Origin of the sequence: Rhodoblastus acidophilus, from assembly GCF_900187365.1 — a bacterium.
GTDB classification, from domain to species: domain Bacteria; phylum Pseudomonadota; class Alphaproteobacteria; order Rhizobiales; family Beijerinckiaceae; genus Rhodoblastus; species Rhodoblastus acidophilus.
Window position 1 is genome coordinate 16,728 of record NZ_FYDG01000009.1, and the last position, 25,096, is coordinate 41,823.

Below are 25,096 nucleotides of genomic sequence, written 5' to 3' on the forward strand. Positions count from 1 at the left end.
CCCTATTTAATCCCGCGTCAGGCGATCCTTAAGCATTTTCGGCCAAGGTCGGCCGACAGTTCGTTATTTTTTGGTTCGCGCCCGCATGGAGAATGTCACCGCAGAGATGATCGCGCGCGGCCGTTTCGACGGGCGCTCACCCGAACGACGACGCATGGCCAATCGTCTGCGGGAAGCCCGCGAGAAATTGAGCTCGGCGCGCGCCGGCAACGTCAATTTCGATCTCGAACTGCTGCGCCTCTACGCCGAGGGGCGCATCGCGGCGATTCTGCCGCAGATTATGATGTGCCAGGCGATCGCGGCGATGACCACCTTGTGGCTGCCGACCCTGGTCGTGCTGATCTGGCTCAGCTTCACCCTCAGCGCGCTGGCGCTCGCCTGCCTGCTCGCGCGCCGTTTCCTGAAACTGGACCGCGCCGAACTCGACGCCCGCGCCTGGTACGCGCGCTTCACCTTCGCGGAAGCCGTCAACGGCGCCGCCTGGGCCTCGTTCGCCATTCTCATGGCCGGGGTCGGCGATCACTGGGCGACCACCTATGTGATGGTGGTGTTCATGCTGGCGGCGGCCATCCACACCGTGGTCGCGGCTTTCGTGCCGGCGGCGGTCTATGCCGTGCTGGCGCCGCTGGCGGCGGGCGTGGTGTTCTATATGGCGCCCACCACCTTGCAGGGGCCGGTCGCGCCGCTCACCCTGCTGGCGTGCGCCACCTTGCTCTATTTCGTCATTCTCGCCCGCCGCATTTACGCCAGCCATATCGATTCGCTGGCGTTCCAGTCGGAAAAGGACATGCTGATCGCCGAGCTGGAGCAGGCCAAGGCCAATTCCGACGAGGCGCGCCGCCGCGCCGAGGAGGCGAGCCTCGCCAAGTCGCGCTTCCTCGCCACCATGTCGCATGAATTGCGCACGCCGCTGAACGCCATCCTCGGTTTTTCCGAAGTGATGAAGAACGAGCTGTTCGGCGCCCATGCGGTGGCGGCCTATCGCGACTATTGCAACGACATTCATGCGAGCGGCACGCATCTGCTGATGCTCATCAACGAGATTCTCGACCTGTCGCGCGTCGAGGCCGGGCGCTACGAGCTGAAGGAGGAATCGGTTTCGCTGCCCGGCGTGATCGACGATTGCCTGCGCCTGCTCACGCTGCGCGCCCGCAAGCGCGAAGTGACCATGACCGATGTGGTCGAGCCCAATATGCCGCGCATCTGGGCGGACGAGCGCGCCATGCGCCAGGTCGCCCTGAACCTGCTCACCAACGCCATCAAGTTCACGCCGCCCGGCGGACAGGTGGTCGTGAAGGTCGGCTGGACCAAGGTCGGCGGCCAATATTTTTCCGTGCGCGACAATGGGCCGGGCATACCGGAAAACGAAATCCCCGTGATCATGTCCTCGTTCGGGCGCGGCTCGATGGCGCAGAAGAACGCCGACGAGGGCACCGGCCTCGGCCTGCCCATCGTCAAGGGACTGGTCGAACTGCACGGCGGCACCTTCACCCTGCGCTCGAAATTGCGCGAGGGCACGGAAGTGCTGGTCATCCTGCCGCCGGAGCGGGTGATGAACTCGCTGCCGCAAATGGCGGCGCCGGAGACAGCCGGACGCAAGCCCGGGCTGCGCGGGGCCGCCTGAGAGCCCGTAAAACCAAGGAAACCAAGCCTCAAGGCGCAAGCGCTCAAGCTTGGCGAAAGCCAATTCCTCTATAAGATGACAGCACGTCCGGCAGGCCATCGCGCGCCCTCTGGCGCGCATGTCGTTTCGCGCATCGTCTGGAGGCCCGCGTGGCGCTGTCCCATCTGAATATCCGAGCCAAGCTTCTGCTGATCTTCGCGGCGGCCATGATCTTGATCTTCGGCGTGGTCGGCTTCGGCGCGTCCCGGGCCTCCCAGGGCCTCACGGCGTTCGAAACGCAGGTGATGGCCGGCGAATCCGACGCCATTCGCGTCGAAGCGATGGAAAACGCATTCAAAACGCAGGTCCAGGAATGGAAGAACGTGCTGCTGCGCGGCAAGAAGCCCGAGGCGCTCTCGAAATACTGGAAGCAGTTTGAGGAGCAGGAAGCCGATGTCCGCGCGCGCTGCGCGCGCCTGCAACAGAGCGTGACCGACCCCGAGGCGGCGTCCTTGCTGACCCAGTTCACCGCCGCCCATGACGCTTTGGGCAAGGCCTATCGCGCGGGACTGGAGAAATTCCGCGACGCCGGATTCGATTCGGCGGCGGGCGACGCCGCCGTGACCGGAATCGACCGCCAGCCGACCGAATTGCTGACGCAGGCGCGCAAACGCCTGGTCGCCCTCGCCGAAGCCACGGCTGCGACGGTCGCGGGCGAGACGCATCAGGCGATGCAGTTCAGCCTGATCGCCTTGCTGGCGGTCGGCGCCGCCGCCGTCGCGCTGTTCGTCGTCACGGTCAACGGAACGATCAGCCATCCGCTGGCCAAGGTGGTCGCCACGCTGGAGCGGTTGGCGGGCGGCGATATCGCGATCACGGTCGAAGGCGTGACGCGCAAGGATGAAATCGGCGTGCTCGCGCGATCGGTCGATGTGTTTCGCAAGCTGATGGCCGAACGCGAGAACATGCGTCAGGCCCAGGAGCGCCAGCGCGAAGAAAATCTCAAGGCCCAGCGTCAGGCGACCCTTGCGCTGGCGGATTCCCTCGAGAACCGGGTGCGCGACATCGTCATGGCCATCGCCGCCGCCTCCAGGGAATTGCATGGCGCCGCCAACGCCCTGTCCGCCAATGCGGAGCAGACCAAGCGCCAGATCTCGACGGTGGCGACGGCGACCGACCAGGCCAGCGCCAATGTGGTGACGGTCGCCTCCGCCGGGACCGAGCTGTCAGCCTCGATCACGGAAATCTCGCGGCAGGCGAGCCAGGCGGCCAGCACGGTCGAGGCGGCGGCGGCGGAGGCCGGCGCGGTCACGCGCACCGTCGCGCAACTGTCCGATTCGGCCGCCCGGATCGGCGAAGTGGTCATCCTGATCGACAACATCGCCAGCCAGACCAATCTTCTGGCCTTGAACGCCACGATCGAGGCGGCGCGCGCCGGCGAAGCCGGCAAGGGCTTCGCCGTGGTCGCCAGCGAGGTCAAGACGCTCGCCAGCGGAACCGCCAAGGCCACGCAGGAAATCATCAGCCAGATCAACACGGTCCAGCATGAGACCGATGCGGCGGTCGCCGCCATCGAGGGCATGACCCGCACCATCGGGCGCATTCACGAAATGTCGGGGGCCATCGCCGCCGCCGTCGAGGAGCAGGGCGCCGCCACCGCCGAAATCGCCGTTCACGTCGATGAAGCCTCGCAACGCACGCGCGAGGTCGCCGCCAACGGCCACGGCGTCGCCCAGGCGGCGGGCGAGACCGGCGAAATGGCGGTCATCGTGCTGAAATCGACGGAAACGCTCATGGGGCAAAGCCAGACCCTTGAGCGCGCCATGTCGTCGTTTCTTGCCGAAATCCGCGGCGCGGCTTAAGCCGCGCCGGTTGGCCGAAATCCGCGGCGCGGCCCGAGCCGCGCCGGATCGCGGCTTACGCCTTGTTGTCGACGCCGGCGGACGAGAACGTCGCCATGTCCCGGTGACAGGCGACCGCCGCCTTGACGATCCCCATCGCCAAAGCCGCGCCCGAGCCTTCGCCCAGCCGCATGCCCAGGTCGAGCAGCGGCTTTTTGCCGAAACGCCGCAACACCTCGCCATGAGCGCCTTCCGGCGAGCGATGGCCGGCGAGGCAATGATCGAGCGTGGACGGGTCGATGGCGTGCAGGATGGCGGCGGCGGCGCAGGCGACATAGCCGTCGAGCAGGACGGGAATGCGCTCCATGCGCGCGGCGAGAATGCCGCCGGCCATGGCCGCGATCTCGCGCCCGCCCAGCCGCCGCAGCACTTCCCAGGGATCGGTCAGTTCAGGCTTGTGCAGGGCGACGGCCCGCTCCACCGCGGAAATCTTGCGCTGCAACCCGGCGTCGTCGAGGCCGGTGCCGCGCCCCACCCAATCGGCGGCGGCCCCGCCGTAGAGCGCGTGATAGATAGCCGCGGCCGAGGTGGTGTTGCCAATGCCCATTTCGCCGAACGCCAGCAGGTCGGCGCCGCCGGCGATCGCCTCCATGCCGAACGCGACGGTGCCGGCGCATTCGCGCGCCTCCATCGCCGGCGCCTCGCAGAAATCCTTGGTGGGAATCTGCAACGCCAGTTCAAACACTTTGAGACCCGCCCCCCAGGTGGCGCAGATCTGGTTGACGGCGGCGCCGCCGGCGGAAAAATTCTTCAGCATCTGCTCGGTGACGCTGGAGGGAAACGGCGAGACCCCCTGCGCGGTGACGCCGTGATTGCCGGCGAAAACGACGACGGTCGGGCGTTCGATGGTCGGGCTCTCCTTGCCCTGCCAGGCCGCGAGATGTTCGACGATTTCCTCCAGCCGCCCCAGCGCGCCCGGCGGCTTGGTCAGCTGCGCGTCGCGGGCGCGCACCGCCGCCACCGCTTCGGCGGAGGCCGTGGGCATCGTCTTGATCAGGATGTTGAGGTCGTCGAAGGGATGTTCGCTGGACATGTCGGCTCACGCATTGAGAATCGTGGGCCGCTCTTAAAACATGATCGCGCAAAGGGGAAATCGCTCAGGCGCAAACCGGCGCCGTTTTGATTTTGCGCAAAGCTCACGACTCGCCGCAGGAACTCAGCGCCAGCGCCACCGCGGCGGCCCGCGCCTCGCGCAGCGCCTCGATGTCGCGCGGCGGCGCGTCCAGTTCGAGACAGGCCAGGCGCGCCGCCTCGATCAGCCGCGCCTTGGGCCAGGCCGCGCCGGAACGGCCGGGATAGGCCCGATAATCGCAGGCGCAGACGTTGATGAACAGATCGAAACGGGCCGGCGCGTCGAAAGCGCCGTTGCGCTCCAGCAGCATCGCCAGCGAGCCCGCGCGCATCCGCGAGACTTTTTGGGCGCGCTCGCATTCGTGCAGGGACTGCAAGGCGAGGTCGCGACACTCCTGCGGGACGCCGAGACGCTCCGCCAAGGCGAGCAGGCGCGGCTCGCCCCGCTCGATATGGCGATAATGCGCCGGCAAATGTTCGCGCGGCGAATCCGATTTGCCGACATCTTTCGTCAGCAGCGCGAAACGCACCGACACCGGCGCGCCGATCCGGGCGGCGTCGTCCAGCGCCGCCTCGATCAGCAGGCCGAGATCGACCCCGGCCGGCCCGGCGGCGATTTGCGGCACGCCGTAGAGCGCGTCGACTTCGGGCAGAATCTGCTCCAGCGCCCCGATTTCATGCAGATAATGCAACATCCGGCCGGGCGCGGCGCCCATCAGCCCACGCGAAAATTCGGGCCAGACATTTTCGGGCGCAACGTCGAGCAGGAAGCCGGCCTCGATCTGGCGCGCCAACAGGTCGAGTTCGTCGGGGTCCGCCGCCCCGCCTTCGGCCAGCAGGGCGACATGGCGCAGCAGGCCAAGGCCGGGATCGAGTTGGGCGAAGGATTGTGGCAAGGCGGTCTCCCCAGATCGCGGTTTACGCGGTCCGCGCAAACCCCTTGCCAACATGCCGACGAACGGACGTCAGGCGACCTCTTCGCGCAACTGGCGCGGCAGCGGGAACGAGACGTCCTCAGTGGCCGTGGTCACCGTCTCGATGTCCAGCTCGAACTTTTCCGCGAAAGCGTTGAGGATTTCCTCCACCAGCACTTCCGGCGCCGAAGCGCCGGCGGTGACGCCCAGCGACTTGATGCCCTCGAACTTGGTCCAGTCGATATCGTCCGCCCGCAGCACCAGTTGCGAGGTCTTGCAGCCGCTGCGCTCCGCCACTTCGCGCAGACGCTGCGAATTGGAGGAATTGGGCGAACCGACCACGACAAAAGCGTCAACCTTGTCGGCGATCGCCTTCACCGCCGCCTGGCGGTTGGTGGTGGCGTAGCAGATGTCCTGGCGGTGCGGCCCGATAATGCCGGGATAGCGCGCTTGCAAGGCCGCGACCACCGCCGACATGTCGTCGATCGACAGGGTGGTCTGCGTCACATAGGCGAGCGGTTCGTCCGGCGAGAACGGCAGCGCCGCCACGTCTTCCGCGCTCTCGACCAGAATGACCGACCCTTCGGGCAATTGCCCCATGGTGCCGACCACTTCCGGGTGGCCCTTGTGGCCGACCAGAATGATTTTCAGGTCGCGGCGGTGATGGAACTCCGCCTCCAGATGCACCTTCTTCACCAGCGGGCAGGTAGCGTCGATGGCCAAAAGATTGCGGCGCTCGGCCTCGGCGGGCACGTCCTTGGGCACGCCATGGGCGGAGAAGATCACGGGCTGGCGGCCGTCGGGCGCCTCATCCAGCTCCTCGATGAAGACCGCGCCCTTTTTCTTCAGGGTCTCCACGACATAGCGGTTATGGACGATTTCGTGGCGCACATAGACGGGCGCGCCGAATTTGGCCAGCGCCTGTTCGACGACATTGATCGCCCGGACCACGCCGGCGCAAAAACCGCGCGGCGCGCAAAGGAGGATTTTCAGGGTCGGCTTCTGGCTCATATCGTCCTCATGGTTGAGGCTTTTTTCAGCAGGGCGCGGCCGGGTGTCAAGCGGAAGCTTGGTCGCGCGCAGCGCCCGCCCCCCTTTTGCCGCGTTCTCGCTATAAACGGGGAAAGCGGCGATTCGGCCGCCTCCCAAACGAAAAATCCATGCAAGACCTGACCGGCGAGACCTCCTTCCTGGTTCCGACTCTCATCCTGCTCGGCTCCGCGGTGATCTTCGCGCCGCTGTTCCGCCTCGCAGGCCTAGGTTCGGTGATCGGCTATCTGGCCGCCGGCATGATCATCGGCCCGTCCGGGCTGGCGCTGGTCGCCGACCCGCGCATGACCCTGAACATCGCCCAGCTCGGCGTCGTGCTGCTGCTGTTCCTGATCGGCCTGTCGCTCAAGCCCGCGCGCCTGCGCGCCATGCGCCGCGACATCGTGGTGATCGGCGTGACGCAAATGGCGCTGACGGCGGTCCCGATCGGGCTCGCCGCCTGGATAATGCTGGGCCTGACCCCGTTCGGGGCGGTGGCGACGGGCGTCGCGCTGGCGTTCTCGTCCACCGCCATCGCCATGCAATTGCTGGACGAGCGCGGCGACGCGCAAACCACCTACGGCCGCCGCGCCTTCGCCGTTCTGCTGGCGCAGGACATTGCGGTGGCGCCGCTGCTCGCGGCCATTCCCTTCTTCGGCGGCGGCTCGTCGCTGACCGGCGCCATGCATGACGCGCTGATCGACCTGTCCAAGGCCTTCGCGGCGCTGGCGTTCGTCATTCTCGCCGGCCATTGGGCGCTGAACCCGCTGTTTCGCCTGCTGGCGCGGGCTGGCGCGCGCGAAATCCTCACCGCCGCCGCCCTGCTGGTCGTGCTCGGCGCCGCCGTGCTGATGCAGTCGGTCGGCATGTCCATGGCGCTCGGCGCTTTCCTAGCCGGCATCTTGCTGTCCGAATCCCATTTCCGCCACCAGCTCGAAGCCGATATCGAGCCGTTTCGGGGGCTGCTGATGGGCCTGTTCTTCATGTCGGTGGGCATGTCGGTCGACCGCCGCCTGATCGCCGAGCATATCGGCTGGCTGGCCGGGGCCTCGGCGGCGCTGCTGGCGGTCAAGACCGGGCTGATGTTCGTGCTGTTCCGCCTCAACGGCGCCTCGAAACGGGAATCGCTCAGCGCGGCGGGCGTGCTGACGCCGGCGGGCGAATTCTCCTTCGCCATCTTCCCGCTGGCGGCCCAGACCGCCCTGATCCCCGCCGCCGATTCCAGCCTGCTGTCGGCGCTGGCCGCCATCGCCATGGTGGTCGGCCCGTTCCTGGCGAAAGTCACCGATTTCCTGATCGCGCGCTTCGTCCCGGCGCCCGCCGCGGAGGAAACGGAGGCCCTGCCCCCGGTGGTCGTGCCCAAGGCGCGGCGCGGAAAAATCCTGGTGGTCGGCTTCGGCCGCTTCGGCCAGATCGCGGTGCAGCCGCTGCTGGCCGAACGCATCGACGTCACCGTGATCGACACCTCCGTCGAGCGCATTCGCAACGCCGGCAAGTTCGGTTTCAAGGTCTATTATGGCGACGGCTGCCGGCTCGACGTGCTGCGCGCCGCCGGCGCCGGCGAGGTCCGGATCATCGCCGTCTGCGTCGGCGAGCGCGACAAGGCCAACGCCATCGTCGCCCTGTGCCGCGAGAATTTCCCGGTCGCCAAGATTTTCGTGCGCGCCTATGACCGCATCCACGCCATCGACCTGCTCGAACGCGGCGTCGATTTCCAGATGCGCGACACGCTGGAATCCGCCTTCGCCTTTGGCGGCGCGGCTCTCACTGAGCTGACCGGCGACGCCGAGCGCGCCCGCGAGGGCGTCGAGGCGGCGCGCAGCCGCGACCTCGACCGGCTGGCGATTCAGCAGGCCGGCGGGCCGCCGCCGCCTTATTTGCCGCCCGACCGGCCGCGCTTCACGCCGGAACCTTTGGTCAAGCCCGCAGGCAAGTCCCGAGGCCTGACCAAGGAGAGTCAAGACATAGTCGAAGGCGCCGATCCGAAAAACATGTGACAAATTGGCGCCTTGGCTCAAGCTTTGGCCGGGGAAGCTCGTCAAGTGTCTTATTTTGCGCTAACGTCGCAGCGCCCCGTTCAAATTCGAGAACGCCTGTGAATGTCCCGAGAGGCGCAAATGGTTGATCTTCCTTCCCTTGTTCAGGCCGCGCATGGCGGCGAAGTCGTTGGCAACCTCGCCCAACAGTTCGGTCTCTCGTCGGCGCAGACCCAGGCGGCGGTTGATTCGCTGACCTCCGCGGTCGCCCAGGGCTTGCAAAATCAACTTCAGAGCGCGCAAGGGCGTGATTCGATCATCGCCGCGTTGAACGCGCCGACGCACCAGCAAGCCTACGCCGATCCCGCCGCCGCGCAATCTCCCGAAGTGGCGGAAGCCGGCAAAGGCCTGCTCGAACGCATCTTCGGCGTGGACGGGGTCGGACAGGTGGTCAATCACATTGTGGCGGAAACCGGCGTGGAGGCGGGCACGCTTCACGCTCTGGCGTCCACGGTCGCCGCGATCGTGGCGGGCGGCGTCGCCAAGGCGCTGGCCGAAGTCGAGCCAGCCGCTGCGCAAGCCGAGCCGGAGTTCGAGCCGGAACCCGAACCCGCGCCGGACGAATCCCTGAAGGTCAAGGGTTCCAATGGCCCCGGCGCCGTCCTCGGCCGCGTCGTCAACCCGCTGTTCAATGCGCTGTTCAGCCCCCTGGCCAAAGGCAAGAAGGCCGCGCCGGCCGCGCCTGCGCGTGCGCCCGCCCCGGTTCCGGCCCCCGAGCCCGTCGTGGCCAAGGCCGCGCCGGCGCAAGCCGACGTGCTGGACGACCTGCTCAAATCCTGCCACACGCCCGCGTCGTTGCAGGCCGTTCTCAGCGAGGTTTTCGCGAAACGCTGAGCCGGGGTTCCGCAAGCGCAGCTTGCGGCCTCGCCAGATTGCGCAAATCGTGGCCACGCTTTATCTAGGGGTCGTGACGCGAGGCGTCGGCGCTCGCCGACGCCTCCGCGTTCATGTGGATCGTTGGCGGTGGGCCCGCTGGCCCGCCCCTGCAGAAAACGTGTCGAAAGATTTTCATGGCTCGCGACGTTATCGATGAACAAGTGATCTCGTCGCGCGACGAACTCGTGAGCTGGTTCGAGGCCGGCAACAAGCCGAACGGTCCGTTCCGCATCGGAACGGAACACGAGAAAATCCCGTTCTACCGTATCGACGACCGTCCCGTGCCCTATGGCGGCCGGCGCGATTGCCCAACCTGCGGCATCGCGGCGCTGCTGGAATCGTTGCGTCTCGCGCAAGGCTGGGAGCCGATCGAGGACGAGGGCGCGCTGATCGGGCTTTTCGATCCGCACGGCGGCGGCGCCATTTCGCTGGAGCCCGGCGGCCAGTTCGAACTGTCGGGCGCGCCGTTCGACACGGCGCACGAGACCGCCGCCGAACTCGACGCGCATTTCGCGGCGCTGGCGCCGGCGGCGGAAAGCTGCGGCATCGGCTTTCTCGACCTAGGCATGAGCCCGCTGTGGACGCGCGCGGAAACGCCGGTCATGCCCAAGCAGCGCTATCAGATCATGGCGCGCTACATGCCCAAGGTCGGTTCGCTCGGTCTCGACATGATGTTCCGCACCTCGACGGTGCAGACCAATATCGACTTCGCCTCCGAGGCCGATATGGTGGCCAAGCTGCGCCTCGGCCTGAGCCTGCAGCCGCTGATCACCGCTTTGTTCGCCAATTCCCCCTTCACCGACGGCAAGCCCAACGGCTTGCTGTCGATGCGCTCGCAGATCTGGACCGATACGGACGCGGCGCGCACGGGCATGATGCCGTTCGCGTTTCAGCCGGGCATGGGCTTCGAGGCCTATGTCGATTACGCGCTGGACGTGCCGCTTTATTTCGTCAAGCGCGGCGACGTTTATCACGATGTCGCCGGCGCCTCGTTCCGCGACCTGCTGGCCGGCAAGCTGACCGCCCTGCCCGGCGAACGCGCGACCATATCCGACTGGGCCAATCACCTCTCGACCATTTTCCCGGAAGTCCGGCTCAAGCGTTATATTGAGATGCGCGGCGCCGACGTCGGGCCGAAAAGCCACATCGTCGCCCTGACCGCCTTTTGCGCCGGCCTGTTCTATGACGCGCAGGCGTCCGAGGCGGCGTGGGATCTGGTCAAGGGCTGGAGCGACGAAGATCGCCGCGTCTTGCGCGAGCGCGTGCCGCGCGAGGGACTCGCGGCGAAGGCGGCCGGCCTCAGCCTGCTCGATCTCGCGCGAAAAGTGCTGCCGCTGGTGCGGGCGGGGCTGGATCGGCGCGCCCGGCTCGACGCCAAGGGCCATAGCGAAGCTATTTATCTTACGCCGCTGGAAGAAATCGCCGCCAGCGGCGAAACGCTCGCGGGCCGCAGGCTCGCCCTTTATCACCGCGACGCCGCGGCGGGCGGCTGGGGCGGCGACATCAAGCGGGCTTTCGTCGACTGCGTTTACTGAACGCCGGTGAAGTTCATCTGCTTGAGCCTGATCCGCTGCTCCGGCCCATAGGCGCGGACGGCGCGCAGGCCGGTCGGGGCGCTGAAATCCGGCCCCGGCGGCAGCGGAGCAGCGGCCAGCCCGCGCGCATCGGCGGCCAGACTGGAGCGGGGGCTGTCTTCGAGCCGCACCCGGCCATGCTCGTCGGCGAAAGCCGGCGCGACGCCCCAGGCCCAGACGACGCCCAAGCCCCAAACAACAACGCTGGCGCGCAAGGCGCGTCGCGGAACTGCGTTCATGCGGACAAGCTCCACTTCATGGGTTTGTTTCAACCCATCAACGTGGCGAGAACATGTCGAAGCCCGCCAAACTTTTCGACAGAGGCGCGCGGCATTGCTAAGGTGACGCAAGGTTCGGCGCCGCGGACGCGCCGATCATTGCAGCCGATGGGATCGCCGATGCTCATTTCGCACACTGACGACGGCTACGCCGATGTGCTCAATGGCTTGATCGCTTCACGCGATGCGCGCCGCTACCTCGAAATCGGCGTGAGCAAGGGCGATAATCTCGCGGCGATCCGCGTCGACACCGCCATCGGCGTCGATCCAAACTTCCGCCTCAACGTCAATGTCGCGGCCGGCAAGAACGCCCTGCATCTGTTCCAGCAGTCGAGCGACGCCTTTTTCCAAAGCGGCGTGCTGGAGCGACTGGCGCCCGAGGGCGTCGACCTCGCCTTTCTCGACGGCATGCACCTGTTCGAATTCCTGCTGCGGGATTTCGCCAACGCCGAACGCCGGTCGCGCGGCAATTCGCTGATCGCCATGCACGATTGCTTCCCGCTCAACGCGGAGATGACCGAGCGCGTCCATGCGTTCGAGACCCGCAAGGACAAGACCTTCGCGGGATGGTGGACCGGCGATGTCTGGAAAATCATCCCGATTCTCAGGAAATACCGCCCCGATCTGGTTCTCAAGGGCGTCAAGTCGCCGCCGACCGGCTTGCTGTTCGCCACCAATCTCGACCCGCGCTCGGACGCGCTGTTCGAGAATTACCTGCGGATCGTCACCGAGTTCAAGGCCGTCGAAAACAGCGAGGACAACCTCCGGGCCGCCTACGAGCAGGTCGAATTCGTCGAGGCGCGCGCGCTGCGCGGCTTCGATCATTCGCTGCATTTCGCGCTGTGAGCGGCGCGGGGCGTTTCAGCCCCGCAAATCCCCGAGCGTCGCCTGAACCAGCGTGAGCGCGGCGACCGCCGCCGTGTCGGCGCGCAACACGCGCGGCCCCAGCGAAATCCGCGCCACCGGCTTGAGGTCGCGCAATTTTCCGCGCTCGGCCTCATCGAACCCGCCTTCGGGGCCGATCAGCACCGCGAATTTCTCGAACCCCGCGCCCGCCGCGCGCAGGGCGGCGAGCGGATCGGCGATCTCCGCCGCCTCGTCGCAGAACACCAGCAGCCGATCCGCAGGCCATTGGTCCAGCACGCGGTCGAGCTTCTCCTCGGAACAAATCTCGGCCAGCGCGGTCATGCCGCATTGCTCCGCCGCCTCGATGGCGTTGGCGCGCAGGCGGTCGAGATTGACGCGGGTCGCCTGGGTGCGGCGCGTGATCACCGGGCGCAGTTTTCGCGCGCCCATTTCCACCGCCTTCTGCGCCATATAGTCGAGACGCGCGTGTTTCAACGGCGCGAACAGATAGTCGATATCCAGCAAAATCTCCTGGTCGCGCGTGCGCGCCTCGACCGTCAGCGCGCCGGCCTTCTTCGCCGCCTGGACTGTCACGCGCCATTCGCCGTCGCGGCCGTTGAACGCCAGCAGGCCCGCGCCCTCGCCCAACCGCAGCACGTTGAACAGGTAATTGCTCTGCTCGCGGCTGAGTTCGACCCGCGCGCCTTCGCGCAAGTCGGCGTCGACGCACAGCCGTTGCGAGGTGAAATCGAGGCGGGTCATTTCAGCTCCTGAGAAAACTCGAACGGCGCCTCGCCCGCGACGGTGATGCGCAGCGCGGGCGGCAGGGCGTCCGGCGCCGGCCGCTCGTCGAGCGTGAGCAGAAAACCCTCCGGCGTTTTCCGGCTTTCGACATGAAACCCCGCCGGCGGTTCGGCGAAGACATCCGGCGCCGGGGTGGTCAGGCGCAACAGCCATTGCGGCTTGCCGTCGCGGTCAGGCGCGCGCGACAGGCGCGCCAAAGCCGCCGCCTCCTCGGCGGCGACCCGGCGCGGCACGCGCGCCATCGCAGCGGCGAAACCCGGCGCCGCCTCCGCCTGGGGCGGCAGGTCGAGGCGCAGATCGGCGCGGGCGGGAATGCAGATGTTGGCGCAGAGCGCATAATCCACCGCGACCGCCAGAGCGATCGGGCGCGAGGGGTCGCGGGCCGTCACCCTCAGCGGCAGGACCACCTCGCGCCTGTAGCCGATGATCTGCGCCCCCGCCTCGTCGAACCGCGCCGGCGCCGGAAACAGCACTTCGGCGGAGCCAAGGTTTTCGGATTTGGAGAAGTCGAAACTCGGCGCGACGCCGGCGTCGCCGGGATCGCGCCAGTAGGTGATGGCGTCCGCCGGCAGCTGGATCCGCAATCCGGCGAAGCGGCCGGCGGCGGCGCCGCCGCCCTCGATCAGCTGCGCCCGGGCGCCCGTCCCCGGCGCGGCGCCCGCGGGCGCAATCAGGGTCGCCAGCGCGGAAACTATGAGAACAAAAAGCATCGCCGGGGGTTTCCTTTGCGCATCCATCCTTTAGCATGTCCTCGGGAGAGTTGCGGGGCCGCACGGCCGTTCTGGATCGCGAATCGGCCGCATTCAGAATAGAAGTCTCTGTTTTCGCAAGCTCTTGTTATGAAAGCTCTTGCGGAAGTTCGACTCCACTTCGCCGCGCGCCGCTCGATGGGAAGCACGACGTGACCGGTACGATTGGCAAAAAATTCCTGGACGGGCAATGTCTGGTGGCCATGCCGGCCCTGCAGGACCAGTTTTTCGCGCGGGCGGTCGTCTATGTCTGCGCGCATTCCGAGGACGGCGCCATGGGGCTGATCCTCAATCACCCGTCGCCCGGCGTGAGCCTGCGCGACCTGCTGCTGCAGCTCAAGGTGATCGAGGCGCCGGGCCACGCCCGCCTCAGCCCGGATCTCGGCGTGATGCGGGTGCTGAACGGCGGCCCCGTCGAAACCACGCGCGGCTTTGTGCTGCATTCGGCCGATTACCGCGGCGGCGACACCACTCTGGCCATCGACGGGGACGTGTGTCTGACGGCGACGCTGGACATTTTGCGCGCGATGGCGCTGAACGAGGGGCCTGAGCGGGCGGTGCTGGCGCTGGGCTACGCCGGCTGGTCGGCGGGGCAACTCGAAAGCGAGATTCTCGCCAACAGCTGGATGATCGTTCCGGCCGACCCCGATCTGCTGTTCGACCAGGATCATGAAACCAAATACGAACGCGCGCTGCAGGCCATCGGCGTCGATCTGGGCTTCCTGTCCGAGCAGGCGGGACACGCTTAAGGCGGGGGCGCGCGAAAACCTCAACCCGTCGGCTCGGCCGCCGCGCCGACGAGCTTGCGCGCGTCCATGGTGCTGAGCGGCTGGCCGAAGGCGAAGCCCTGGGCGTATTCGCAGCCGATCTGCGACAGTTCGATGACGTCGGATTCGCTTTCCGCGCCTTCGGCGACGACCTCCATGCCGAAATCATGGGCGAGCGAGACGATCGAGCGCAGCATCACCGCGCGGTCGCCGCCGCCGTCCTGACGCACGAAGGCGCGGTCGATCTTGATGGAATCGAACGGAAAACGCTGCAGATAGGCCAGCGAGGAATAGCCGGAGCCGAAATCGTCGAGCGACAGTCCGGCGCCGACGTCCTTCAGCCGGTTGAGCAATTGCACCGAAAATTCCGGATTTTCCATCGCCAGGGTTTCGCTCAGCTCCAGCCGGAACGAGGTGGGCGCGACATGGGAGCGGGCCAGAACGTTCTTGAGGTCGGTGACGAGGTCGTTGCGCAGCAGCTGCCGCGACGAGATGTTGACGGTCACGAAAATCGGCGGATCGACCACCAGAGCCTTTTGCCAGGCCGCCAGTTCGCGGGCGGCGCGTTGCAGCACGAACAGGGTGAGGTCGATGGTCAGGCCGGTTTCCTCCGCCAGCGGCAGAAAATCGGCCTGCTCGATCTTGCCGATGCGCGGGTGCTGCCAGCGCAGCAGCGTCTCGAAACCGGCGACCGTGCGGTCCTGCAACCGCACCACCGGCAGAAACAGCAGCTTGATTTCATCCCGGTCGATGGCGCGGCGCAACTCGCTTTCCAGCGCCTGCTGGTTCGAGCTTTGCGAGCGCATCGACGGCCGGAACACTTCAATGCGCCCGCCGCCGTCGCGCTTGGCGTAGCGCATGGCGATCTCGGCGTCCTTGAGCATGTCCTCGCGCTTGGGATGCCATTGCGGATCGTAGAGCGCGACGCCGATGGAGACGCTGAGGCCGATTTCCCGATTGGCGAAGGTCACCGGGGTCGACAGGGTCCGGCGGATGCGGTCGGCGAGATTGACGATGGCCTCGGTCTCGTCCTCGGAGACCAGAATGATGGCGAACAGATCATTGGAAATGCGCGCCAGCGTGTCGCGCGGCTGAATCAGCCGGCCCAGCCGACGCGCCACCGTGAGCAGGATCGAATCGCCGGCGGACACGCCAACGGAATCGTTGATCTTCTTGAACCGGTCGATGTCGATGCAGACCACGGTCGGGTGATGGCCATTCTCCGTCTCCGCCAGCGTCAGCGACATGTCGAGACGGTCGAAGAAGATCTCGCGGTTCGGCAGTCCCGTCAGATTGTCGTGGACGGAATCGTGCAGCAGCCGTTCCAACGCGTTCTTCTGATCGGTGACGTCGACCAGCGTGCCGACCAGCCGCACCACCTGCCCGTCCGGCCCCACCACCGGGCGGGCGCGCAGCCGGAACCAGAAATAATGGCCGTCCGCCGCGTGCAGCCGGAAATCCAGCGCCACCCGGCCGCGCCGCTGCGCGATCACGGTGTCGAGACAGGCGCGGTAGCCGTCGCGATCCTGCGGATGCAGCACATTGATCCAGGACGAGGCCGGCCCCTCCAGCGCGCCGCGCCCGAGGCCCAGCTGCTCCTCGATCTCGGAACTGACGAAGATCGAGTCGGCGATCACATCCCAATCGAAAATGATCTCATTGGCGCCGGTCAGCGCCAGCGCCTTGCGCTCGACGTCGCTGATGGCGCCATGGGCGACGCCCCCCGAGGCGAAGGCGCTTTGCATGATGGTGAAGCCGATCAGCATCACCAGCAGAACCAGCCCGCCGAGCAGGGCCGGCGAAGCGAGGTCGTTGTTGATCGAGCCGTTGACGGTGAAGCCGGCCGCCGCCACCCAGACCATCAGCAGAAGCCAGGTGGGAATGAGCATGACCGCCCGTTCGACGCCATGGGTGGCGAGATAGACCACCAGAATGAAGCCGACCCCGGCGATGGTGGCGAGCGAAATGCGCGCCACGCCCGAGGCGACCGGCGCGTCGTAAACGGCGAGCCCGGCCAGCGCCAGCAGGAACACGATCCACACGCCCGCCAGCTGCGAGGCGCGCACATGCCAGCGGCTAAGGTTCAGATAAGCGAACAGGAAGACCACCAAAGTAGCGGCCAGCACGGTTTCGGCGCCGGCGCGCCAGATGCGGTCGGCGTTGGCCTCGGTGCCGAACACTTTGGACCAGAATCCGAAGTCGATGCAGACATAGGCCAGCACCGCCCAGGCCAGCGCGGCGGCGGCGGGAAAGATCACCGCGCCCTTGACCACGAAGACGATGGTGAGGAACAGCGCGAGCAGACCGGCGATGCCGATGACGATGCCCTTGTAGAGCATCAACCCGGTGGTCTTGTCCTTATACGCCTCCGGCTCCCACAGATAGAGCTGCGGCAGTTTCGGCGTCTTCAGCTCCGCGACATAGGTGACGGTGGAGCCGGGGTCGAGCGTCAGGCGGAACACGTCCGCGTCGGCCATGTCCTGCTTTTCCGGGGCGATGCCCTGCGAAGCGGTGATTTCGGCGATGCGCTCCGCGCCAAGATCGGGCCAGATCACGCCCGAACTGACCACACGATAATGCGGGGCGACGATCAGCCGCTCCATCTGCTCGTCGGTGTCGTTGGTCAGGGCGAAAACGATCCAGGCGGGATGCGCGCCCTGTTCGCGCGCATGCACCTCAATGCGGCGGACGATGCCGTCCGAGCCGGGCGCGGTCGAAACCTGGATGCGGTCGCCCTGGTTGGAGTAGTTTTCGACCCAGCGCGTCAGGTCGATCGCCTGGGCGTCCAGCGGCACGCGCACCGATTCCACCGCTCCAGCCGGGACAGCGGCGGCGAGCCAGGCGACGAGCGGAAGAATGAGCAGGAGAACCAGACGAAACAGGCGCACGTGACCTTGAGCGAGGGTTTGGCTTGGGTTGGCGGGGCGGAACGCCTGCGCCTTGTTCGTGTCGAATGTGTGTCCGGTCTAGCCATAGAAGCGCAGCGACCCCGCGTCCAGAGGCGCCGACTTAATGTCTCCGGTTTTCACACGGGTTTTTGTCGATAATTAACAATGCGGCGCCGCGCCGGCGACATCGCTTTCGAGCAGGCCGAACAAAAGGTGATCCTGCCAGGCGCCGTCGATCAACAGATAGGCCCGCGCGAAGCCTTCGTGCTGGAAGCCGAGCCGCTCCAGCAGGCGGCGGGAGCGGTCGTTGTGCGGCGCGCAGGCGGCCTCGACCCGGTGCAGGCGCAAATCGGTGAACGCGTGGCGCAGGGCCGCCGCGACCCCTTTCGACATATAGCCCTGGCCGGCGAAGGGCTCGCCCATCCAGTAGCCGAGCGTGCCGCATTGGGCGACGCCGCGCCGGATATTGCCGAGCGTCAGGCCGCCGAGCAGCGCGTGGTCGTCCTCGCGAAACAACAAAAAGGTGTAGGCCTGATCGTCCATCCGGTCGCGATCCTGGCGCATCAGGCGGCGGCGAAAGCCGACGCGGGTCAGATCGTCCGCCGGCCAGCGCGGCTCCCAGGGTTTCAGAAACGCCCGGCTGCAGGCGCGCAGCTCGCGCCATTGTTCAAAATCCCGGGGCAGCGCCGGACGCAGGTAAACCCCCTCGCCGGCGATCACCAGTTCGGAGGGCTTGCGGCGCGAGAGCGAGAAAAAACTCATGACCGGCGGCGTTGGTTTGGCGCGACGGCGAAGCGCCGGCGACCCGTTTCCATTTTACACGCCTGCGAGGCGCGCGGCTATGTCTCCCGACGTTACGGGCTTCTTGACCGTCCCAAGGATGGCCACGGTCGGCGGCGTGCGCAACAGGGCGGCGCCGGCCGCGCGCACATCGCGCAGGGTCAGCGCGTCGATTTCGCCGATCACCTCCGCCTGGGACAGCACGCGCCCGAAAATCATCGTCTGCCGCGCGATCTGCTCGGCGCGCGAGGAGGAACTCTCCAGCGCGGTGAGCAGCGCCACCTTGGTCTGCGCCTTGGCGCGGGCCATGTCGATTTCGCTGAGGTCATGAGCCGCCTGCGCCAGAACGTCCACGCCGACGGCGACCAGTTCGCCGACGTCGCGGGCATGGGCGCCGGCCTCGAAGCCGAACAGGCCGGCGTCGAGGAACGACCAATGAAAGGCGGAGACGCCATAGGCGAGGCCGCGCTTTTCGCGCACCTCCTGAAACAGCGGCGAGGCCATGCCGCCGCCGACCGCGTTGGCGAAAATATGCGCGGCGTAATTGGCCGGATCGGCATAGGACACGCCGGAAAAGCCGACCACGACCTGGGTCTGCTCCAGCTTTTTGGAAACGAGGATCTCGCCGCCGAGATATTTGGCGGGCGTGAGCGGCGCCGGATCGTGGCGCGGCAAATCCTTGAACAGGTTTTCGGCATAGGCGCGGATCGCGGCGTGATCGACCGCCCCGGCGGCGGCGACGACGCAATTTTTCGCGGTGTAATGCCGGTCGAGATAGGCCTGGATCGTCCCGCGCGAAAACCCTTTCACCCGCGGCGCCGTGCCGAGGATCGGGCGGCCGATCGCCTGGTCGGGAAAGGCGGCGGCGTTGAACAGGTCGAAGATCAGTTCTTCCGGCGAATCCTGCAGGGCCGCGATTTCCTGCAGGATCACCTGCTTCTCCCGCTCCAGCTCCTGCGCGTCGAACTGGCTTTGCGTGAGAATGTCGGCCAGCACGTCCAGCGCCAGCCCGCAATCTTCGCGCAGGACTTTGGCGTAATAGGCGGTGTTTTCGACCGATGTGGCGGCGTTGAGGTCGCCGCCGACATTTTCGATGGATTCGGCGATGGCGCGGGCGTCGCGCCGCGCCGTGCCCTTGAACGCCATATGTTCGAGAAGATGCGACAGGCCGTGCTCCGCCGCGCTCTCATGCCGGGACCCCGCGGCGAAATAGACGCCGAGCGATGCGGTCTCAAGGCCAGGCATGGCGTCGGTGACGACGCGCAGGCCGCAGGAGAGCTCCGAGGACTCAACCGCCATGTTTGTGCGTCACGGCGCGGGCCCGCGCTTTGATGAAGCCGGCGATCGCCGCGGGATCGTTCGGCAGCACGTCGAATTTTTCCTTGCGCGCGAACAGATCGGCGAGATGCGCCGGCAAGGGCGCGGATACGCCGATCGCCGCCTTGACCGCATCGGGGAATTTGGCGGGGTGGGCCGTGCCCAGCGCCACCATCGGGGTTTTCGGATCGCGCGCGAGATGTTTGCGGGCGACGTTGACCGCCACCGCCGTGTGGGGGTCGAGAATATATTCGCACTCTTTGTAAGTGCGGGCGATTTCCGCGGCGGTGTCGGCCTCGCTGGCGGCCCCGGCGGCGAAACTTTGCCGGATCGCGGCGAGCGCGGGCGCGGGAATGTCGAAGGCGCCGGATTGCTCCAGGCTCGCCATCAGGCCGCGAATCACCGCAGCGTCGCGCCCGACGGCGTCGAACAGCAGGCGCTCGAAATTGGAGGACACCTGAATGTCCATCGAGGGCGACGACGTGGCGTGGACGCCGCGCACTTCGTAACGGCCAGTCTCCAGCGCGCGGGCCAAAATGTCGTTGGAATTGGTGGCGACGATCAGTTTCTCAATCGGCAGCCCCATCTGCTTGGCCATGTAGCCGGCCAGAATGTCGCCGAAATTGCCGGTGGGCACGGTGAACGACACTTTGCGGTCCGGCCCGCCCAAAACCGTGGCGGCGGTGAAATAATAGACCATCTGAGCCACGACGCGGGCGAAATTGATGGAATTGACGCCGGACAGGCCCAGCTCCTCGCGCAGCGGCGCATTGCGGAAAAAGGTTTTCAGCATCGCCTGGGCGTCGTCGAACGTGCCTTCCAGCGCGATGGCGTGAATGTTGGCGTCGGCGACCGTGGTCATCTGCCGGCGCTGCACGTCGGAGACGCGGCCGTGGGGGTAGAGAATGAAGACATCGACTTGGTCGAGGCCCCGGAAAGCCTCGATGGCGGCGGCGCCAGTGTCGCCCGAGGTGGCCCCGACAATGGTGGCGCGCCGCCCCTGCGCCTTCAGCGCCTTGTTCATCAGGCGGCCCAGCAGCTGCATAGCCACGTCCTTGAACGCCAGCGTCGGGCCGTGGAACAGCTCCAGCACGAACAGATTGTCGTCGATCTGCGCCAGCGGCGTCACCGCCTTGTGGCGGAACCCGGCATAGGCGCCGTCCAGCATGGCGCGGAATTCGGCCGGTGCCAGCCCGTCGTCGAGGAAGGGGGAAATGACGGCCTGCGCCACCTCGGCGTAGGGCTTGCCCGCGAACGCGCGCAACGCCTCGGCCGGGAGGGTCGGCATTTTTTCCGGCACATAAAGGCCGCCATCCGGGGCGAGGCCGGCGAGCAGGGCTTCGGTGAAGGTTTTTTTGGGCGCCTGTCCGCGCGTGGAGATATAGGTCAAGGATCTGTTCCGCTAGCTTTCGCGCCTTTTAACGCCTTGTCGCGCCGATGTCATGTCCGACCGGACAGGCGAATGACGAAGCCTTGGCGGAATTGCGCCGCCAAGGCGCGTCGATCAGGAATGCAACCGGAACGCCGCGCGATCTGATTCGCCGAAGCGAAAGATTTATCGCTTTTCCAGATACCAGGTCGCGCGGCCGGGATCGACGTCGCAACCCGGCAGGTTCTGCACCGCCGGATTGTCGCCCTCCGGGCTGCGCAGGCACCGGCCCGCTTCCATGGCGCGGTTGAACCGGACGGAAAGGTCCTGGCCAAATTTCACATAGTCTCCGGCAGGCTGATAATCGCCTTTGGGCTGGTAATCTCCCGCAGGCTGATAGTCTCCCTTGGGTTGGTAATCCCCTTTAATCTGGTAATCGCCTTTGGGTTGATAATCGCCTTTGGGCTGGTAGTCGCCCGCAGGCTGATACTCGCCCTTCGGCTGGTATTGATCCTTCGCGTCGTTATGCGTGAGGTATTGCGTCGCCGGTTCAGCTTTTCCAGCGATCATGGCGGTGAAGGAAACCTGCGTGATCTTTCCTTTCGTCTTGAATCGAACGACCGGGCGCGACGGCGTTGCGTCGGAAAGGCCGCTGACGACCGCCGCAACGCCGATGTCGCGGGTCTTCTGAACTGAAAAACCGGTAATGCCGAGTTCGACTTGAACATGGTCGATGTCTATCGAACCAACATCGAACTCGAAGCACTGCTCGCCTTCCTTTTCCACGGCGAACGATCCATGGACGAGGGTGGTTCTCTGACCGGCGGCGTTCACGCCGGCGTCGAAACGCGTTCCGGCGACGATCTGGGCGTCCTTGGGCGGGGGGGCGCAAGCCTTGATTGGCTTCGGCGTTTCCTCGGCGAACGCGGTCTGGGTCAAGATGACCGCCGAAAATAAAGCCAGCGGTCCAACAATGCGAAACGTCATCGCGCGCCTCCTCTCAAGGCCAAACAGGTATGAATTCTATGCCTTGCATGCGGTATTTTGGAATTATTCAAGAAAAACTTCCATCGTCTTCGCCGCGACTTTAAAAGTTAAAGGTGAAAAAATATTGACCGGGCTTCGGGAACTCTTTCGTCTGCGAACCCGATGCGGTCCGGCGGCGTGTCCGCCGATGCGAATCGGACAAGTGAAACGCGCATCCGTTTCGGCCAGATCCGCGGAACCTGCGCAGAAAACTTGAACACGCCCGTCCCGTTTGCTAGGCCTGTCCCCGCCTGAAGGCGGTTTGCTTTGCCGCGCCGCCCTTTTCCTCAGGAGTTTTCATGGCGCGCGACTCACTTCTCCGGGCAGGTCTGGTTGCCCTCGCCTTGCTGTTCGGTTTTGCCCTCCCCGCGAGCGCCCAGGGCGTCGCCAAGGGGAAATATGGCGATTGGGAAATGCGTTGCGAGACGCCGCCCGGCGCCGCCCGCGAGCAATGCGCGCTGATGCAGAGCGTCGCCGCCGACGACAAGCCCAATGTCAATCTGGTGGTGATCGTGCTGAAAACCGCCGATGGCAAAAGCCGGCTGCTGCGCGTGATCGCGCCGCTCGGCGTGCTGCTGCCCTCCGGTCTCGGCCTGAAAATCGACCAGACCGACATCGGCCGCGCCGGTTTCGTCCGCTGCCTGCCGTCGGGCTGCGTCGCGGAAGTGGTGATGGACGACAAGCTGCTCGACCAGATGCGCGGCGGCGCCACCGGCACGTTCATCATTTTCCAGACCCCGGAAGAAGGCATCGGCATCCCGCTGACGCTCACAGGTTTCAAGGACGGTTTCGAGAAGCTGCCTTGACTTTGCCGCCTGTTCAGGCGACTTGATTTCAGTCAGTCACAATCCTCCGCGGAAGAGTTCAGCCGGAAACGGCTGACGCCGAAGGCGCAACCGCCCCGGAAACGCTCAGGCCCCCAGGACCGCGCGAGGGATGACGCTCTGGAAAGAGATGGATTCGTCCATCCACCGACGAGGGTAACCCGGTCTGCGCTTTCGCTTGAAAGCGCAGGAAACCGGGGAAATCTTTCAGGTTGCGAGACAGAGGGGGCGACATGCGGAGGTGTTTCCGCGAACTCGCCTTGGGATGTCCGCTTGACCGATCTGCCTTCGCCCACGCCGCTCCACGCCCTGCATCTCGGCCTTGGCGGCCGCATGGTTCCCTTCGCCGGCTATGACCTTCCGGTGAACTATCCCGCCGGCATCATCGCCGAACACCTGTGGACCCGCGAAAACGCCGGCCTGTTCGACGTCTCCCACATGGGCCAGGCCGTTCTCAGCGGCCCGGCCGCCGCGCAAAGACTGGAAAGCCTGCTGCCCGGCGACCTCCAGGCGCTCCCTTTGCGCCGAATCCGCTACAGCCAGTTCACCAACGAAGACGGCGGCATTCTCGACGATCTCATGGCCACCCGGCTCGACGCCGCCGGCGAAAAGCTGTTCCTGGTGGTCAACGCCGCCTGCAAGGGCCAGGATTTCGCCCATCTGCAAGCGAACCTGCCCGATCTCCGGCTGGACATTCTGCACGACCGCGCCCTGCTCGCCCTGCAAGGCCCCAAGGCGGCGCAGGCGCTGGAGCGTCACATCGCCGGGGTTTCCGCGCTGGCCTTCATGGCGCAGCAGGATTTTATCTGGCGCGGCGAGACGTTGTTCGTCAGCCGCTCCGGCTATACCGGCGAGGACGGCTTCGAAATCTCCATTGCCGCCGATTTCGCCAGCGATTTCGCCGAAACCCTGCTGGCGGAGGAGGAAGTGCAGGCCATTGGCCTGGGCGCCCGCGATTCGCTGCGGCTGGAAGCGGGCCTGTGCCTCTACGGCCACGACATCGACACGACCACCAGCCCGATTGAAGCCGGCCTGAACTGGTCCATTTCCAAGCGCCGCCGCGCCGAAGGCGGTTTTCCCGGCGCCGCGCGCGTGCAGAAGGAACTGGCCGAGGGCGTCGCGCGTCTTCGCGTCGGCCTGGTTCTGGATGGCAAGGCCCCTGCGCGCGAAGGCGCCGACATCGCCGACGAATCCGGCGCCATCGTCGGCCGCGTCACCTCCGGCGGCTTCGCCCCCAGCCTGAGCAAGCCGATCGCCATGGGCTATGTGGCCCCGCGCTGCGCCGCGCCGGGAACGGCGCTGTCGCTGATCGTGCGCGGCAAACCCCTTCGCGCGCGCGTCACCGCCTTTCCGTTTGTTCCCAACCGCTATCACCGCTGAAAACAGGAGACTTCCATGAGCCACATCCTGTTCACCAAGGATCATGAATATATTGTCGTCGAAGGCGACGTCGGCACGGTCGGCATCACCGATTTCGCGCAATGCCAGCTTGGCGACGTGGTCTTTGTCGAACTTCCCGAAATCGGCAAGGCCACCAAGCCCGGCGAGCAGGCCGGCGTGGTCGAGTCGGTCAAGGCCGCCAGCGACGTGTTCGCGCCGATTTCCGGCGAAGTGGTCGAGGTCAACGCCGCCCTTGAGGACAATCCCGCCCTAGTCAACGAGGACGCGCAGGGCAAGGGCTGGTTCTACAAAGTGAAAATCGCCGATCCCGCCGAATTGGAAGGCCTGATGGACGAAGCCGCCTACAAGGCGCTGCTGGATTCGCACGCGTGACCGAACAAGCCCTCGCGGAAGCGCCCGTCTGCCCGCACTGCGCCAAACCGGCTTTCCTCTGCGTCTGCGTCGAGGTCGCGCCGATGCGGACGCGCACCGGCCTGCTCATCCTGCAACATCCGCAGGAGCAGGACCGCCTGCTCGGCACGGCCGGTCTGACGCGGCGGGCGCTGGACAATAGCGTGCTCAAGGTCGGCCTGTCCTGGCCCAGCCTGTCCAAGGCGCTGGGGCGCGACGCCGACCCCGGCCAATGGGCGATCCTGCATCTCGGCGCCGCCCGCGCCGCCGCCCTGCCCCACGACCGCGAACTGGTCGCGCTGGACAAGAAGGGCGTCGCGCTCGACGATCAGGACAAGGCGCTCGCCGGGCTCAGGGGCGTGGTGGTGTTCGACGGCTCCTGGAGTCAGGCCAAAACCCTGTGGTGGCGCAATCCCTGGGTGCTCAAGGCCAAGCGTCTGGCGCTGAACCCGCGCAAAAAATCGCTTTATGGCAACCTGCGCCGGGAGCCGCGCCGCGAGGCCCTGTCCACGCTGGAAGCCGCCGCGCTTGCGGTCAGCCGGCTGGACCGCAAGCCGGAGGTCGAGACGGCGCTGCTGGGGCATTTCGCCCGGATGCTCGACGCCTACAAGACCGCCGTCGCCGATGGCCTGATCGCTTCGACGAAATAGACT

At 66.2% G+C, this 25,096-nt stretch carries 22 protein-coding genes and 1 riboswitch; of the genes, 11 read left to right on the top strand and 11 right to left on the bottom strand.

Annotated features, from left to right (window positions below):
• Positions 1 to 154: 154 nt before the first annotated feature.
• Both CFB24_RS15580 and CFB24_RS15585 read left to right on the top strand, forming a co-directional pair.
• Positions 155 to 1,624 carry a sensor histidine kinase gene (locus CFB24_RS15580; RefSeq protein ID WP_338064195.1) on the top strand — a complete coding sequence of 490 codons (1,470 nt, stop codon included), beginning with the start codon at positions 155 to 157 and terminating at the stop codon, positions 1,622 to 1,624.
• Positions 1,625 to 1,773: 149 nt separating this feature from the next.
• Positions 1,774 to 3,465: a methyl-accepting chemotaxis protein gene (locus CFB24_RS15585; RefSeq protein WP_088521566.1), complete on the top strand. Its 1,692-nt coding sequence runs from the start codon at positions 1,774 to 1,776 to the stop codon at positions 3,463 to 3,465.
• Between the two features lie 55 nt (positions 3,466 to 3,520).
• Here the strand turns inward: CFB24_RS15585 and cobT are convergent, their stop codons facing one another.
• The 3 genes from cobT to ispH all read right to left on the bottom strand — a co-directional run bounded on the left by cobT (position 3,521) and on the right by ispH (position 6,500).
• On the bottom strand, positions 3,521 to 4,537 hold the full coding sequence (cobT, locus tag CFB24_RS15590) for a nicotinate-nucleotide--dimethylbenzimidazole phosphoribosyltransferase (protein WP_088521567.1): 1,017 nt from the start codon (positions 4,535 to 4,537) through the stop codon (positions 3,521 to 3,523).
• Positions 4,538 to 4,640: 103 nt separating this feature from the next.
• Complete coding sequence (locus CFB24_RS15595) at positions 4,641 to 5,471, bottom strand: tRNA nucleotidyltransferase (protein WP_088521568.1); 831 nt, start codon at positions 5,469 to 5,471, stop codon at positions 4,641 to 4,643.
• Between the two features lie 69 nt (positions 5,472 to 5,540).
• Positions 5,541 to 6,500, bottom strand: coding sequence for a 4-hydroxy-3-methylbut-2-enyl diphosphate reductase (ispH, locus tag CFB24_RS15600; protein ID WP_088521651.1), 960 nt, complete (start codon positions 6,498 to 6,500; stop codon positions 5,541 to 5,543).
• A gap of 149 nt (positions 6,501 to 6,649) precedes the next feature.
• Between ispH and CFB24_RS15605 the strand changes: the two genes are divergently transcribed.
• The 3 genes from CFB24_RS15605 to CFB24_RS15615 all read left to right on the top strand — a co-directional run bounded on the left by CFB24_RS15605 (position 6,650) and on the right by CFB24_RS15615 (position 10,965).
• On the top strand, positions 6,650 to 8,515 hold the full coding sequence (locus tag CFB24_RS15605) for a monovalent cation:proton antiporter-2 (CPA2) family protein (RefSeq protein ID WP_088521569.1): 1,866 nt from the start codon (positions 6,650 to 6,652) through the stop codon (positions 8,513 to 8,515).
• A 120-nt stretch (positions 8,516 to 8,635) separates the two neighbouring features.
• A complete protein-coding gene (locus CFB24_RS15610) occupies positions 8,636 to 9,388 on the top strand; it encodes a DUF937 domain-containing protein (RefSeq protein ID WP_158255308.1) in 753 nt (250 codons plus the stop codon).
• Between the two features lie 176 nt (positions 9,389 to 9,564).
• On the top strand, positions 9,565 to 10,965 hold the full coding sequence (locus tag CFB24_RS15615) for a glutamate--cysteine ligase (RefSeq protein ID WP_088521571.1): 1,401 nt from the start codon (positions 9,565 to 9,567) through the stop codon (positions 10,963 to 10,965).
• Here the strand turns inward: CFB24_RS15615 and CFB24_RS15620 are convergent.
• Positions 10,959 to 11,243: a hypothetical protein gene (locus tag CFB24_RS15620; RefSeq protein WP_104469690.1), complete on the bottom strand. Its 285-nt coding sequence runs from the start codon at positions 11,241 to 11,243 to the stop codon at positions 10,959 to 10,961. The genes CFB24_RS15615 and CFB24_RS15620 overlap by 7 nt on opposite strands.
• A 159-nt stretch (positions 11,244 to 11,402) precedes the next feature.
• On the opposite strand from CFB24_RS15620, the gene CFB24_RS23130 reads away from it, so the two are divergent.
• Positions 11,403 to 12,128: a class I SAM-dependent methyltransferase gene (locus CFB24_RS23130; RefSeq protein WP_158255309.1), complete on the top strand. Its 726-nt coding sequence runs from the start codon at positions 11,403 to 11,405 to the stop codon at positions 12,126 to 12,128.
• A gap of 15 nt (positions 12,129 to 12,143) precedes the next feature.
• On the opposite strand, the gene CFB24_RS15630 is transcribed toward CFB24_RS23130, so the two are convergent.
• Both CFB24_RS15630 and CFB24_RS15635 read right to left on the bottom strand, forming a co-directional pair.
• Positions 12,144 to 12,890, bottom strand: coding sequence for a 16S rRNA (uracil(1498)-N(3))-methyltransferase (locus CFB24_RS15630; protein ID WP_088521574.1), 747 nt, complete (start codon positions 12,888 to 12,890; stop codon positions 12,144 to 12,146).
• The gene (locus CFB24_RS15635) at positions 12,887 to 13,642 is read right to left on the bottom strand and encodes a protein-disulfide reductase DsbD domain-containing protein (RefSeq protein ID WP_158255310.1); all 756 of its coding nucleotides are present in this window, start codon (positions 13,640 to 13,642) and stop codon (positions 12,887 to 12,889) included. The genes CFB24_RS15630 and CFB24_RS15635 overlap by 4 nt, the downstream gene beginning before the upstream one ends.
• A gap of 191 nt (positions 13,643 to 13,833) precedes the next feature.
• Between CFB24_RS15635 and CFB24_RS15640 the strand changes: the two genes are divergently transcribed.
• Complete coding sequence (locus CFB24_RS15640; protein ID WP_244593294.1) at positions 13,834 to 14,430, top strand: YqgE/AlgH family protein; 597 nt, start codon at positions 13,834 to 13,836, stop codon at positions 14,428 to 14,430.
• 20 nt (positions 14,431 to 14,450) lie between these two features.
• On the opposite strand, the gene CFB24_RS15645 is transcribed toward CFB24_RS15640, so the two are convergent.
• The 5 genes from CFB24_RS15645 to CFB24_RS15665 all read right to left on the bottom strand — a co-directional run bounded on the left by CFB24_RS15645 (position 14,451) and on the right by CFB24_RS15665 (position 21,789).
• Entirely contained in the window at positions 14,451 to 17,336 is a 2,886-nt protein-coding gene (locus tag CFB24_RS15645) for an EAL domain-containing protein (RefSeq protein WP_088521577.1), read from the bottom strand.
• A gap of 159 nt (positions 17,337 to 17,495) precedes the next feature.
• Complete coding sequence (locus CFB24_RS15650) at positions 17,496 to 18,098, bottom strand: GNAT family N-acetyltransferase (RefSeq protein ID WP_088521578.1); 603 nt, start codon at positions 18,096 to 18,098, stop codon at positions 17,496 to 17,498.
• 54 nt (positions 18,099 to 18,152) lie between these two features.
• The gene (locus CFB24_RS15655) at positions 18,153 to 19,415 is read right to left on the bottom strand and encodes a M16 family metallopeptidase (RefSeq protein ID WP_088521579.1); all 1,263 of its coding nucleotides are present in this window, start codon (positions 19,413 to 19,415) and stop codon (positions 18,153 to 18,155) included.
• Positions 19,405 to 20,823: a threonine synthase gene (gene thrC, locus CFB24_RS15660; protein ID WP_088521580.1), complete on the bottom strand. Its 1,419-nt coding sequence runs from the start codon at positions 20,821 to 20,823 to the stop codon at positions 19,405 to 19,407. Before thrC ends, CFB24_RS15655 begins: the two co-directional genes overlap by 11 nt.
• Positions 20,824 to 20,988: 165 nt before the next feature.
• Positions 20,989 to 21,789 (bottom strand): hypothetical protein, encoded by an 801-nt coding sequence (locus CFB24_RS15665; protein WP_088521581.1) that lies wholly within the window; start codon positions 21,787 to 21,789, stop codon positions 20,989 to 20,991.
• A 338-nt stretch (positions 21,790 to 22,127) separates the two neighbouring features.
• Here CFB24_RS15665 and CFB24_RS15670 point away from each other — a divergent pair, with 338 nt between their 5' ends.
• The 4 genes from CFB24_RS15670 to CFB24_RS15685 all read left to right on the top strand — a co-directional run bounded on the left by CFB24_RS15670 (position 22,128) and on the right by CFB24_RS15685 (position 25,093).
• Positions 22,128 to 22,634 carry an invasion associated locus B family protein gene (locus CFB24_RS15670; RefSeq protein WP_088521582.1) on the top strand — a complete coding sequence of 169 codons (507 nt, stop codon included), beginning with the start codon at positions 22,128 to 22,130 and terminating at the stop codon, positions 22,632 to 22,634.
• A 39-nt stretch (positions 22,635 to 22,673) separates the two neighbouring features.
• Positions 22,674 to 22,767, top strand: a riboswitch (glycine riboswitch).
• A 218-nt stretch (positions 22,768 to 22,985) separates the two neighbouring features.
• The gene (gene gcvT / locus CFB24_RS15675; RefSeq protein ID WP_088521652.1) at positions 22,986 to 24,032 is read left to right on the top strand and encodes a glycine cleavage system aminomethyltransferase GcvT; all 1,047 of its coding nucleotides are present in this window, start codon (positions 22,986 to 22,988) and stop codon (positions 24,030 to 24,032) included.
• Positions 24,033 to 24,047: 15 nt separating this feature from the next.
• The gene (gene gcvH / locus CFB24_RS15680) at positions 24,048 to 24,425 is read left to right on the top strand and encodes a glycine cleavage system protein GcvH (RefSeq protein ID WP_088521583.1); all 378 of its coding nucleotides are present in this window, start codon (positions 24,048 to 24,050) and stop codon (positions 24,423 to 24,425) included.
• Entirely contained in the window at positions 24,422 to 25,093 is a 672-nt protein-coding gene (locus tag CFB24_RS15685; RefSeq protein WP_244593295.1) for a tRNA-uridine aminocarboxypropyltransferase, read from the top strand. The genes gcvH and CFB24_RS15685 overlap by 4 nt, the downstream gene beginning before the upstream one ends.
• The last annotated feature ends 3 nt before the right edge of the window (positions 25,094 to 25,096 follow it).